General features: G+C 76.5%; 12 protein-coding genes and 1 pseudogene. 11 read left to right on the top strand and 2 right to left on the bottom strand.

The annotated features are described in order from the left end of the window. The first annotated feature begins 20 nt into the window (after positions 1-20). The 9 genes and pseudogenes from ACN261_RS26505 to ACN261_RS26465 form a co-directional block, all read left to right on the top strand. Positions 21-1,382: a cobyrinate a,c-diamide synthase gene (locus ACN261_RS26505; RefSeq protein WP_421486837.1), complete on the top strand. Its 1,362-nt coding sequence runs from the start codon at positions 21-23 to the stop codon at positions 1,380-1,382. Then, complete coding sequence (gene cobI / locus ACN261_RS26500) at positions 1,379-2,161, top strand: precorrin-2 C(20)-methyltransferase (RefSeq protein WP_421482372.1); 783 nt, start codon at positions 1,379-1,381, stop codon at positions 2,159-2,161. Before ACN261_RS26505 ends, cobI begins: the two co-directional genes overlap by 4 nt. Next, a complete protein-coding gene (gene cobM, locus ACN261_RS26495; RefSeq protein ID WP_088646742.1) occupies positions 2,158-2,985 on the top strand; it encodes a precorrin-4 C(11)-methyltransferase in 828 nt (275 codons plus the stop codon). Before cobI ends, cobM begins: the two co-directional genes overlap by 4 nt. Next, positions 2,982-4,133, top strand: a complete 1,152-nt coding sequence (locus tag ACN261_RS26490; protein ID WP_425852702.1) for a cobalt-precorrin-5B (C(1))-methyltransferase — start codon at positions 2,982-2,984, stop codon at positions 4,131-4,133. The genes cobM and ACN261_RS26490 overlap by 4 nt, the downstream gene beginning before the upstream one ends. Then, a complete protein-coding gene (cbiE, locus tag ACN261_RS26485; protein WP_425852700.1) occupies positions 4,121-5,395 on the top strand; it encodes a precorrin-6y C5,15-methyltransferase (decarboxylating) subunit CbiE in 1,275 nt (424 codons plus the stop codon). The genes ACN261_RS26490 and cbiE overlap by 13 nt, the downstream gene beginning before the upstream one ends. Next, positions 5,392-7,185 (top strand): precorrin-3B C(17)-methyltransferase, encoded by a 1,794-nt coding sequence (gene cobJ, locus ACN261_RS26480; protein WP_425852698.1) that lies wholly within the window; start codon positions 5,392-5,394, stop codon positions 7,183-7,185. The genes cbiE and cobJ overlap by 4 nt, the downstream gene beginning before the upstream one ends. Then, positions 7,182-7,412 carry a 4Fe-4S binding protein gene (locus ACN261_RS26475; protein ID WP_421482368.1) on the top strand — a complete coding sequence of 77 codons (231 nt, stop codon included), beginning with the start codon at positions 7,182-7,184 and terminating at the stop codon, positions 7,410-7,412. Before cobJ ends, ACN261_RS26475 begins: the two co-directional genes overlap by 4 nt. A gap of 46 nt (positions 7,413-7,458) precedes the next feature. Further along, positions 7,459-8,052, top strand: coding sequence for a precorrin-8X methylmutase (locus tag ACN261_RS26470; RefSeq protein ID WP_421482367.1), 594 nt, complete (start codon positions 7,459-7,461; stop codon positions 8,050-8,052). Further along, positions 8,049-8,930, top strand: a pseudogene (locus ACN261_RS26465) (sirohydrochlorin chelatase); the annotation flags it as partial. The gene ACN261_RS26470 and the pseudogene ACN261_RS26465, both read left to right, overlap by 4 nt. A gap of 97 nt (positions 8,931-9,027) precedes the next feature. On the opposite strand, the gene crcB reads toward ACN261_RS26465, so the two are convergent. Both crcB and ACN261_RS26455 read right to left on the bottom strand, forming a co-directional pair. Continuing rightward, positions 9,028-9,390: a fluoride efflux transporter CrcB gene (gene crcB / locus ACN261_RS26460; protein WP_425852695.1), complete on the bottom strand. Its 363-nt coding sequence runs from the start codon at positions 9,388-9,390 to the stop codon at positions 9,028-9,030. Continuing rightward, a complete protein-coding gene (locus ACN261_RS26455) occupies positions 9,387-9,941 on the bottom strand; it encodes a FluC/FEX family fluoride channel (RefSeq protein WP_421482365.1) in 555 nt (184 codons plus the stop codon). Before ACN261_RS26455 ends, crcB begins: the two co-directional genes overlap by 4 nt. Positions 9,942-10,252: 311 nt before the next feature. Here ACN261_RS26455 and paaI point away from each other — a divergent pair, with 311 nt between their 5' ends. Next, complete coding sequence (gene paaI / locus ACN261_RS26450; protein ID WP_421486836.1) at positions 10,253-10,633, top strand: hydroxyphenylacetyl-CoA thioesterase PaaI; 381 nt, start codon at positions 10,253-10,255, stop codon at positions 10,631-10,633. Positions 10,634-10,839: 206 nt separating this feature from the next. Continuing rightward, positions 10,840-12,375: an ABC transporter substrate-binding protein gene (locus ACN261_RS26445; RefSeq protein WP_425852693.1), complete on the top strand. Its 1,536-nt coding sequence runs from the start codon at positions 10,840-10,842 to the stop codon at positions 12,373-12,375. Positions 12,376-12,378 lie beyond the last annotated feature (3 nt).

The raw sequence follows: 12,378 nt of genomic DNA, 5'->3' as shown, positions 1-12,378 counted from the left end.
CGGGCGGTACCGCGCCGGCCGTGCCGCCGACCGGCCCGTGGGCGCTGCCCCGGCTGGTGGTCGCCGCCCCCGCCAGCGGGCACGGCAAGACCACGGTCGCCACCGGACTGCTCGCCGCGCTGCGCCGCCGGGGCCTCACGGTCAGCCCGCACAAGGTCGGCCCCGACTACATCGACCCCGGCTACCACGCGCTCGCCGCCGGCCGCCCCGGCCGCAACCTCGACCCGTGGCTGGTCGGGGAGGACCTGGTCGCCCCGCTGCTGCGGCACGGCGCCAGCCTGCCCACCCCCGCCGACGTCGCCGTGGTGGAGGGCGTGATGGGGCTGCACGACGGCGCGGTCGGCCGGGGCGGCTACGCGTCCACCGCGCACGTCGCCACGCTGATCGACGCGCCGGTGCTGCTGGTCCTGGACACCACCGCGCAGGGCCGGTCGGCCGCCGCGCTGGTGCTCGGCATGCGCGCCTTCGACCCGGCGGTCCGGGTCGCCGGGGTGATCCTCAACCGGGTCGGCTCGCCCCGGCACGAGACCCTGCTGCGCGACGCACTCGCCGAGGTGGGCGTACCGGTGCTGGGGGCGGTGACCCGGGCGGTCGAGGTGGCCGCGCCGGCCCGGCACCTGGGGCTGGTGCCGGTCGCCGAACGGGCACCGGAGTCACTGGCCGTCGTCGACGCGCTCGCCGGTCTCGTCGAGGCAACCGTCGACCTCGACGCCGTGCTCGACCTGGCGCGCAGCGCCCCACCGGTGACCGTGGACGCCTGGGACCCGGGCACCGCCGTCGGTGGCCCGGCCGGCGGGGACCGTCCGGTCGTCGCGGTCGCCGCCGGTGCCGCCTTCACCTTCTCGTACGCCGAGACGGCCGAACTGCTCACCGCCGCCGGCGCGACCGTGGCCCCGTTCGACCCGCTGCGTGACCCGGCCCTGCCCACCGGCACCCGGGCCGTGGTCATCGGTGGCGGTTTCCCCGAGGTGCACGTCGAGGCGTTGAGCGCCAACACCGGCCTGCGTGCCGAGTTGGCCGGCTTCGCCGGTCCGGTGGCCGCCGAGTGCGCCGGGCTGCTCTACCTCGGCCGCTCCCTGGACGGGGTGCCGATGTGCGGGCGGCTCGACCACCACGCCCGGATGTCCGGCCGGCTCACCCTCGGCTACCGCGACGCGGTCGCCGCCACCGACTCCCCGGTCCACGCCGCCGGTGAGCGGGTACGCGGCCACGAGTTCCACCGCACCGTCACCGACCCCGGGCACGGCGACCGGCCCGCCTGGCGGTGGGACGGTACCGACCACGGTTTCGTCACCGGGCAGGTGCACGCCTCCTACCTGCACACCCACTGGGCGGGTCACCCCCGGGCCGCCCGCCGGCTGGTCGAGGCGGCGGCCCGGTGACCGGCACCGGTGCGGGTCACCCGCCCGTCGCCGCCACCGCCACGCTGACCGGGGTGGGGGTCGGGCCGGGGGACCCGGAACTGCTCACCCTCAGGGCGGTCCGGGTGCTGACCGAGGCCGACCTGGTGGTCGTACCGGTGCTGGACCGGCTGGCGGCGGACCCGGCGACGCCCCCCGGCCGGGCCGAGACGACGGTCCTCGCGCACGTGCCGGCGGACCGGCTGCGCCGGCTGCCGTTCGCCCTCGAGGACCGGGGCGGGGTGACCGCGCGCCGGGAGGCCGCCTGGGACGCCGCCGCCCGCGCCGTCGTCGACGCGTTCGACGCCGGGGCCCGTTCGGTCGCGTTCGCCACCATCGGCGACCCCAACGTCTACTCCACCTTCACCTACCTGGCCGACGGCGTCCGCGCGCTGCGGCCGGCGGTACGGCTGAGCACCGTGCCCGGCGTCACCGCCATGCAGGAGCTGGCCGCCCGCAGCGGCGTCCCGCTGTGCCAGGGGCGGGAGCCGCTGACCCTGCTGCCGGCCACCGCCGGCGCGGCACCGGTCGCCGACGCCCTCGCCGGGCCCGGCACCGTGGTGGTCTACAAGGGCTGGCGACGGCACCGGGAACTCGTCGACGAGCTGCGCCGGCACGACCGGCTCGACGACGCCGTGCTCGGCTGCGGCCTCGGCCTGCCCGACGAGCGGATCGGGCCGGTCGGCCCGGACGACGAGCTGCCCTACCTGTCGACGCTGCTGGTCCCGGCCCGCCGGGACCGGCGGGGAGGAAAACTGTGACGTCCACCGGAAAGGTGTGGTTCGTGGGGGCCGGGCCCGGCGCCGCCGACCTGCTCACCCTGCGCGCCGCCCGGGTGATCGCCGACGCCGACGTGGTGATCTGGGCGGCCAGCCTGGTGCACGCCGACGTGCTGGCCCACGCCCGCCCCGACGCCGAGATCGTCGACTCGTCGCAGCTGCCCATCGAGGGGGTGCTGCCGCTGTACCGGCGGGCCGCCGCCGACGGGCTCACCGTGGCCCGGATCCACTCGGGCGACCCGGCGCTGTGGGGTGCGGTGCAGGAGCAGCTCGACCTGTGCCGGGCCCTCGACCTGGCCGTGGAGATCGTCCCCGGGGTGTCCTCGTTCACCGCCGTCGCCGCCATCGTCGGCCGGGAACTGACCATCCCCGAGGTGGCCCAGTCGGTGATCCTCACCCGGCTGGAGGGCGGCAAGACGCCGATGCCGGCGGGGGAGCGGGTCCGCGACTTCGCCCGGCACGGCACCACCATGGCGCTGTTCCTGTCCGCCGCCCGCGCCGGGCAGGCCCAGACCGAACTGCTCGCCGGCGGCTACCCGGCCGACACCCCGGTGGTGGTGGCCTACCAGGCGACCTGGCCGGACGAACTGGTGGTGCGGTGCGCCCTCGGCGACCTGGCGGCCACCGTCAAGGAGCACCGGTTGTGGAAGCACACCCTGTTCCTGGTCGGGCCGGCGCTCGCCGCCACCGGCACCCGGTCGCACCTCTACCACCCGGGGCACTTCCACACCTTCCGCCGGGCCGAGCCGGCCGCCCGCGCCGAGCTGCGCCGGTCCCGGGCCGCCGTGGAGGACGCCACCCCGTGACGTACGCCGAGCCGCCGCTGCGCGAGCCGGACCTGCCGCGTACCGCGAAGGTCCGGCCGGTGGCGTTGCGTACCGGCTGGACCACCGGCGCGTGCGCGACGGCGGCGGCGAAGGCGGCGGTGACCGCCCTGGTCACCGGCGTACCCCCGACGGAGGTGGAGATCGGGCTGCCCGCCGGCCGGCGGGTGACCTTCGCGGTGGCCCGCTGCGACCTGACCGCCCGGCCCGAACCGACGGCGGAGGCGGTGGTGGTCAAGGACGCCGGGGACGACCCGGACGTCACCCACGGCGCGCACCTCACCGCGACCGTCGGTTGGCGGCCCCGGCCCGGCCTGGAACTCGCCGGTGGGGACGGCGTCGGCACCGTCACCCGCCCCGGGCTCGGTCTCGCCGTCGGCGGGCCGGCCATCAACGACACCCCCCGCCGGATGATCGGCCGGGCCGTCGCCGAGGTGGTCGACCTGGCGGAGGTGGGTGTCCGGGTGGTGATCAGCGTCCCGGGCGGCGAGGTGATGGCCCGCAAGACCACCAACCGGCGGCTCGGCATCGTCGGCGGCATCTCCATCCTCGGCACCACCGGCATCGTCAGGCCGTTCTCCACCGCCTCCTGGCGGGCCAGCGTGGTGCAGGCGGTGCACGTGATGGCCGCCCAGGGGCAGCGGACCGTGGTGTTGTGCACCGGCGGGCGCACCGAACGGGCCGCCCGCGCGCTGCTGCCGGAGCTGCCGGAGGTGTGTTTCGTCGAGGTCGGCGACTTCACCGGCGCGGCCGTCACCGCCGCCGTCGGCGACGCGATGACCGGGGTGGTCTTCGTCGGGATGGCCGGCAAGCTGGCCAAACTCGCCGCCGGCATCCTGATGACCCACTACACCCGGTCGAAGGTGGACCTGTCCCTGCTCGGCGCGGTCACCGCCGAGGCCGGTGGTGACACCGACCTGGTCGCGGCGGTGCTGGCGGCCAACACCGGCCGGCACGCCTACGAGCTGTGGGAGGCCGCCGGGCTGCTGCGCCCCGCCGGTGACCTGCTCTGCGAGCGGGTCCGCCAGGTGCTGCGCCGCTTCGCCGGGCCGGCGCTCACCGTCGACGTGGCGATGGTCGACTTCACCGGCGACCACCTGGTCGCCTCCTCCGGCCGGTGGCCGGCGTGACCGGGCCCGAGCCGGTGGTGGTGCTGGGGATGGACGCGGCCGGTCGGCCACTGCCGCCGCCGGCGCTCGCCGCCCTGGCCGGGGCCGGGCTGGTCGTCGGGGCGGCCCGGCACCTGGCCGCCGTGCCGGTGCCGGCCGGCGTCGACACCGTCACCCTCGGCCCGCTCGCCCCGGCGGTGGCACGGCTCGCCGCCGCGCACGCCGCCGGGGTTGCGGCCGTGGTGCTGGCCAGCGGCGACCCCGGCCTGTTCGGCGTGGTACGCCGGCTGCGCGCCGCCGCACTGCCGGTCCGGGTGCTGCCGGCGGTGTCCAGCGTGGCCGCCGCGTTCGCCCGCGCCGGGCTCGACTGGGACGGCGCGGTGGTGGTCACCGCCCACGGCCGGCAGTTGGGCCCCGCGCTCAACGCCTGCCGGGCGCTGCCCGCCGTCGCCGTGCTGACCGCGCCGGACGCCGGGGCGGCCGAGATCGGGGCCGGGCTGGCCGGCTGGTCCCGCCGCCTGCTGGTCGCCGAGCACCTCGGCACCCCCGCCGAGCGGGTCACCCGGGTCAGCCCCGAACAGGCCGCCGGTCGCCGTTGGGCCGACCCGCACGTCCTGCTCAGCCTCGCCGGTGCGGCCGACGACGCCGGTGCGACGCACCCCGGTCCGGGTGGTGCGGCCGGGTCCGGCGGTGGGGTCGGGCCGGTACGCGGCGACAACCAGCCGGCCGCCGCGCCGGCCGCCGGCTGGGCGCTGCCCGAGTCCGCGTACCGGCACCGGGACTCGATGATCACGAAGGCCGAGGTGCGGGCGCTGGCCGTCGCCCGGTTGCGGCCCCGGCTCGGTCGACTGGTCTGGGACGTCGGCGCGGGCAGCGGATCGGTGGGTATCGAGTGCGCGCTGCTCGGCGCGGCGGTGATCGCCGTGGAGCGGGACCCGACGGCACCGGTCGCCGACAACGCCGCCCGGCACGGCGTCGACGTCCGGGTGGTGACCGGTGACGCGCCGGCAGTCCTGGCCGGGCTGCCCGATCCGGATGCCGTCTTCGTCGGCGGTGGCGGGACCGACGTGCTGACCGCCGTCGCCGACCGCCGCCCCGACCGGGTGGTGGTCACCCTCGCCGCCCTGGACCGGGTCGCCCCGGCCGTGCACCTGCTGCGCGCCGCCGGCTACACGGTGACCGGCAGCCAACTCGCCGCCGCCCGCCTCGCCGACCTGCCCGGCGGGTCCGTCCGACTCGCGGCCACCAACCCGGTGGTCGTCCTCACCGGGGAGCGTCCGTGACCACCACCGCACCACACCGGCACCGGGACGCGCCCGGCACCGGCCCGCACCGGGTCGGGCTCGTCGCGGCCACCGCCGCCGGCCGCCGGCACGCCCGGACCCTGGCCGCCGCCTGGCCGCACGCCCGGCTGGTCGAGGCCGACGGGGTCGCCGACGCGCTGCGCACCGCGTGGACGACGTGCGACGCGGTGGTGGCGTTCCTCGCCACCGGTGCGGTGGTCCGGGTGCTGGCGCCGCTGCTCGGCGACAAGCGCACCGATCCGGCGGTGGTGGTGGTCGACGAGGCCGCCCGGCACGCCGTGGCCCTGCTCGGCGGGCACGCCGGGGGCGCGAACACGCTCGCCGCCGAGGTGGCCGCGGTGCTCGACGCCCGGCCGGTGGTCACCACCGCCACCGACGCGGTCGACCTGCCCGGCCTGGACATCCTCGGTTGGCCGGTCGAGGGGGCGGTGGCCGCGGTGTCCCGGGCGATCCTCGACGGCGAGCCGGTCCGGCTGGTCGCCGACGCGGTGTGGCCGCTGCCCGCCCTGCCGCCGAACGTCCATCTCGTGCCACCGGCCGCCGCGCCGTCTCCCGCCACGGAACACCCGCCCGTCGGCCCCGCGCCGGCAGCCGACCCGCAGGGCGGGTACCGGGTGCTGGTGACCGACCGGGTGGTGCCCGTCGACGACCGGACCGTCGTGTTGCGGCCGCCGTCCCTGGTCGCCGGGGTCGGGTCCAGCCGGGGGGTGCCCGCCGCCGAGGTCGACGCGCTGCTGCACCGGGCGCTCGCCGACGCCGGCTTGAGCCCGGCCAGCCTGCGCTGCCTGGCCAGCGTCGACGTGAAGGCCGACGAGGAGGGCATCCGGGCCACCGCCGACGCGCTCGGCGTACCGCTGCGGACCTGGCCGGCGGCGGAGCTTTCGGCGGTGGACGTGCCGCACCCCAGCGAGGTGGTGCGGGCCGCCGTCGGCACGCCCAGCGTCGCCGAGGCGGCGGCGTTGCGCGACGGCGGCACCCTGCTGGTGCCCAAGACCGCCTCGGCGATGGCCACCGTGGCGGTCGCCCGGCACGCCCCGCGCGGCCGGCTGGCGATCGTCGGCCTGGGTCCCGGCGCGGCCGACCTGCGCACCCCGCGCGCCGTGGCCGAGTTGCGCCGGGCCGCCGTGGTCGTCGGCCTCGACCAGTACGTCGACCAGGTCCGTGACCTGCTGCGGCCGGGCACCCGGGTGCTGGCCAGCGGGCTCGGCGCGGAGGAGGAACGGGCCCGCAGCGCGGTCGCCGAGGCCACCGCCGGGCACGCCGTCGCGCTGGTCGGCTCCGGTGACGCCGGGGTGTACGCGATGGCCAGCCCCGCCCTGGAGTACGCCGACGAGCGGATCGACGTGGTCGGGGTGCCCGGGGTGACCGCCGCGCTGGCCGCCGCCGCGCTGCTCGGTGCGCCGATCGGCCACGACCACGTCTACCTGAGCCTGTCCGACCTGCACACCCCCTGGCCGGTGATCGAACGGCGGGTCGCCGCCGCCGCCGAGGCGGACCTGGTGGCGCTGCTGTACAACCCGCGCAGCCGGGCCCGGGACTGGCAGCTCGGCGCGGTGCTGGCGACGTTCGCCGCGCACCGCCCGCCGCAGACCCCGGTCGGGGTGGTCCGCAACGCCAGCCGCCCCGACGAGCAGGTCCACCTGGCCACCCTGGCCACCTTCGACCCGACCGTGGTCGACATGTACGGGCTGGTGGTGGTGGGCAGTTCGCAGACCCGGCTGGTCGGCGGGCGGATGGTCACCCCCCGGGGCTACCGGTGGCGCGGATGACCCCCGTCGTGCCGGTGCCCGGTCCGGCCGGGGTGCCGCCGCCGGTGGTGATCGACGCCTGCCAGGGCTGCGGGGCCTGCCTGCTGACCTGCCCCACCCACGCGATCCGCCCGGTGCCCGGTGGCCTGACCGTGCGCGCCGACCGCTGCACCGGCTGCCTGGAGTGTCTGGAGATCTGCCCGGTGGACGCGATCCGGGCCACCACCGACCGTCGAGGAGCACCATGACCAGCATCCACCCGGCCCGTCGCCGGCCCATCCCGGGAGGCGGGCGGTGAGAAGGGTCGTCCACCCCATCGAGCAGGAGTCGTACCGGATCCTGCGGGAACGGGTCGACCTGGGCGGCCTGCCGCCGCTGACCCGGGCGGTCGTCGAGCGGGTGGTGCACGCCAGCGCCGACCTCGACTACGTCACCGACCTGGTCTGCGACGAGGCGGCGCTGGCCGGCGGGCTGGCCGCGCTGCGCGCCGGGGCACCGATCGTCACCGACGTGGCGATGGTCGCCGCCGGGATCACCGGGGCCGGGCGGGAGATCGTCTGCCCCGTCGCCGAACCGGCCGCCGCCGCGCTGGCCCGGCAGACCGGCCTGACCCGGTCGGCGGCGGCGGTGCGGATCGCCCTGGACCGGGTCGGCCCGGGGGCGGTCTGGGTGGTCGGCTGCGCGCCGACCGCGCTCGTCGAACTGATCGCGGTGCACGCCGCCCCGGCGCTGGTGATCGGGTTGCCGGTGGGCTTCGTCGGGGCCGCCGAGTCCAAGGCGGCGTTGCGGGCCAGTGGCCTGCCGGCCGTGTCCAACATCGGCGAGAAGGGTGGCTCGGCGGTCGCCGCCGCCGCCCTCAACGCCCTGCTCTACCTGGAGGAAACATGACCGCACTGGTCATCGTCGGGCACGGCACGCGCAGCGCGGCCGGGGTCGACCAGTTCGCCGCGCTCGTCGACCGGGTGCGGGACCGGGCGGGGGCCGTCGGCGACGTCGAGGGCGGGTTCATCGAGCTGTCCCGGCCGCCGCTGACCGACGCGGTGACCGCGCTGGTGACGCGGGGGCACCGGGCGCTCGTCGCGTTGCCGCTGGTGCTCACGGCCGCTGGCCACGGCAAGGGCGACATCCCGGCCGCGATGGCCCGCGAGCAGGAACGCCACGCCGGCCTGACCTACCGGTACGGGCGACCGCTCGGCCCGCACCCGCTGCTGCACACCGTGCTGGAGCAGCGGATCGACGCGGCGCTGGCCGGGGCCGACCGGGCCGGCACCTGGGTGGCGTTGATCGGGCGGGGCGCCACCGACCCGGACGCCAACGCCGAGGTGGCCAAGGTGGCCCGGCTGCTGTGGGAGGGGCGCGGCTACGCCGGGGTGGAACCGGGATTCATCTCGCTGGCCGAGCCCTCGGTGCCGGCGGTGCTCGACCGGCTGCGCCGCCTCGGTGCCCGCCGGATCGTGGTCGCCCCGTACTTCCTGTTCGCCGGGGTGCTGCCGGACCGGATCGTGGCGCAGTCGCAGGCGTACGCCGCCGACCATCCCGACCTGGACGTCCGGGTCGCGGATCTGATCGGCGACTGCGACGCCCTGGCCGACCTGGTGCTGGAGCGGTACGCCGAGGCGCTGCGCGGGGACATCCGGATGAACTGCGACACCTGCGCCTACCGGGTGCTGATGCCGGGCTTCGCCGACAAGGTGGGCCGCCCGCAGACCCCGCACGACCACCCCGACGACCCGGTCGACGGCCACGGCCACCACCACCACGGCCACCAGCACGGGCACGACCATCAGCACGGCCCCGGTCACCACCACCACGCGCACGGTCCGGGGCAGCCGGCGACCCCGGTCGGCTGAGGGGGACCGCCGGTCAGCCGGCCAGCGCGCGGGCCAGGGCGAAGCCGAGCGTCGCCGCGCCCAGCCCGGCGACCACGCTGACCAGCACGTTGGCCAGCGCGGGCCGGCGGTCGCCGGCCCGCGCCAGCTGTACCGTCTCGTAGCCGAAGGTGGACCAGGTGGTCAGCGCGCCGCAGAAGCCGGTGCCGACCAGCGCGGTCACCGCCGGCCCGGCGGGCACCCCGGTCACCACGCCGAGCAGCAGCGACCCGGCGACGTTGACGGTCAGCGTCCCCCACGGGAACCGGGAGCCGTGCCGGGCCTGCACGGCCCGGTCGGTGAGGTAGCGCAGCGGCGCGCCCAGCGCCGCGCCGAGCGCGATCAGCAGCACGCTCACCGTCCCTCCCGCCGGCCGGGCCGCTCCGCCGCCGGGCCGGACCGGCCGGGCCCGCGTCCACCCCGGTCGGCCCCCGACCGGCGGCGGTCGGCGCGGTCCAGCAGCCCGCCGGCCAGGGCGTCACCGGCCGCGACGGCCGCGAGCCCACCGACCAGGGTGGCGACCAGGTAGGCCAGCGCCGTCCCGGCGGCCCCGGCGGCCAGCGCCCGGTGGACGTCCATCGCGTACGCGGAGAAGGTGGTGAACCCGCCGAGCACGCCCACCCCGAGCAGCGGCCGGACCAGCGGGCCGGCCCGTCGTCGGCCGAGCACCGCCATCAGCGCCCCGATCAGCAGGCACCCGGTGACGTTGACCGTGCAGGTGGACCAGGGGAAGCCGGTCGGGGAGTGCGGCAGGGCGGCCTGCACCCCGGCGCGGGCGAGCGCCCCGAGCGCCCCACCGGCGGCGATCACGCCCAGCACGGTGGCCGGGTGCGCGGCCAGCTCGCCCCGGTCGGCCGGGACCCGCAGGTCGACGTCCGGATCGACGCGCCGCGACGACGGTGACGTCATCGGGACCTCCCCACCAGCATCGCCGGGCACTGGCAGGGACCGTCGCCGCGTCCGCGCGGTTCTCCCGGTCGGGCCGGGACGGCGGGCCCCACCACCGACCCGTCCGCGAGCATAGCCCGGCCGGCCCGGGGGCCGTGGCCGGTGCCCACCGGCGCGTACGGTCGGCGGGGTGGCCGGCCCGGGTGCCGGTCGTCGTGCCACGACCGTCAGGAGGAGCAGTGCCGGACCGTAGCCCGTACCCCCGCGAAGCGGACCCCGCCGGGCGGGCCGGCGGCGCCGCGGTGCCGCCGGCCCGGACCGCGGCCCACGACATGTTCGACGCCGACGTGGCGTCGCGAGGGCTCGGCATCGAGCTGGTGCACGCCGCCGGTGGTACGGCGGTGGCCCGGATGCGGGTGACCGCCGGGATGGTCAACGGTCACCGGATCGGCCACGGCGGGTTCGTCTTCCTGCTCGCCGACACCGCCTTCGCGCTGGCCTGCAACACGCACGGCCCGGCCACCGTCGCGGCCGGCGGCGAGATCAGCTTCCTGCGCCCGGTCCGCGAGGGGGACCTGTTGACCGCGTCCGCCACCGAACGCGTCAGGTACGGCCGCAGCGGCATCTACGACGTCACCGTCACCCGCGACGGCGAGGTGGTGGCCGAGTTCCGGGGACGCAGCCGCACCCTCACCCGCCCCGCCGACGACTGACCCCGGGCCGGGTTTCGACAGGCGTCCGACGGGAAAAGGAGCCGGTACGGGAGCGGTCCGCTGTGCACCCTCCACGCGCGACGGTCATTGATTGCACTGGTTTCCGGGCTTACACACCACTTTGGTCGGGTTTTGTTGACATCGCCCCGCCCGGCAGAGAAGACTCGCCCTTCTGATCTGCCAGGCGACGAAGGGTGACCGAGTCCATGACCAGATCGACGATCGTCGCGGCGGCGCTCGCCGTCGCCCTGACCGCGCTGGCCGGCTGCGACGCCGGAGAGAGCGTCGACGTCGACGGCGGGTCCACCGCCGGGGGATCGACAGGTGGCACGCTCACCGCCGCGATCGGCGGCGAACCCGACCAGCTCGACCCGCACAAGACGTCGGCCTACCACAGCTTCCAGGTGCTGGAGAACGTCTACGACACCCTGGTCGAGCCGGACGCCGACCTGAAGATGGGGCCCGCGCTGGCCACCAGGTGGACCACCAGCAGCGACCAGCTCACCTGGACCTTCACCCTCCGCGAGGGGGCCCGCTTCTCCGACGGCTCGCCGCTGACCGCACCGGACGTCGTCTACTCCTACCGGCGGATCATCGACGAGAAGCTGAACGCGGCGTACAAGTTCGCCACCGTCAAGACCGTGACCGCGCCCGACCCGGCCACGGTGGTGGTCACGCTGACCGCGCCCACCCCCAACCTGCTGGCCAACCTCGGCGGCTTCAAGGGCGTCGCGATCGTGCAGAAGGCCAACGTGGAATCGGGCGCGATCACGACCCGGCCGGTGGGCAGCGGCCCGTTCACCGTCGCCTCCTACACCTCCGGCGACACCATCAAGCTGACCCGCAACGACGCCTACTGGGGGCCGAAACCGAAGATCGAGGGGGTCACCTTCACCTTCGTCAAGGACCCGACGGTGGCCCTGCAGAACCTGCGCGGCGGCGAGGTGCAGTGGACCGACAACCTGCCACCCCAGCAGGTGCCGACCCTCAAGGAGGACGGCGCGCTGACCGTCGCCACCACCCCCTCGACCGACTACTGGTACCTCGCCCTCAACGAGGCACGCAAACCGTACGACGACGTGAACGTGCGCCGCGCCGTCGCGTTCGCGCTGGACCGGGAGGCGATCACCAAGGCCGCCAAGTTCGGCCAGGCCACCGCCAACCAGACCGCCATCCCCAAGGGCAGCTCCTGGTACTACGACTACGCGCCCTACCGGCACGACCCGGACCAGGCCCGGCAACTGCTCGGCGGGGCCGGCGTCAGCGGCCGCACCATGGACCTGATGGTCACCAGCGAGTACCCGGAGACGGTCACCGCCGCCCAGGTGATCGCCGCCCAGCTGAAGGACGTCGGGATCACCGTGAAGATCCGTACCCTGGACTTCGCCCAGTGGCTCGACGAGCAGGGCAAGGGCAACTTCGACGCCTTCCTGCTCGGCTGGCTGGGCAACATCGACCCGGACGAGTTCTACTACGCCCAGCACCGCACCGGCGGCACGTTCAACTTCCACAAGTACAGCAACCCCGCCGTCGACACCCTGCTCGACCAGGCCCGCACCCAGACCGACGAGGCCGTCCGCAAGCAGACGTACGAGCGGGCCGCGAAACAGATCGTCGACGACGCCAGCTACGTCTACCTCTACAACCCGGACGTGGTGCAGGGCTGGTCCCGCAAGGTCACCGGCTACCAGGTCCGCTCCGACCGGGCGATCCGGTTCCGCGACGTCGCCCTGAACCGCTGAGGG

This window comes from Micromonospora sp. WMMD723, assembly GCF_049863385.1.
GTDB lineage: Bacteria > Actinomycetota > Actinomycetes > Mycobacteriales > Micromonosporaceae > Micromonospora > Micromonospora wenchangensis.
The sequence above is the reverse complement of the archived record's forward strand: the minus strand, read 5'-3'. Positions and strand labels throughout refer to the sequence as shown.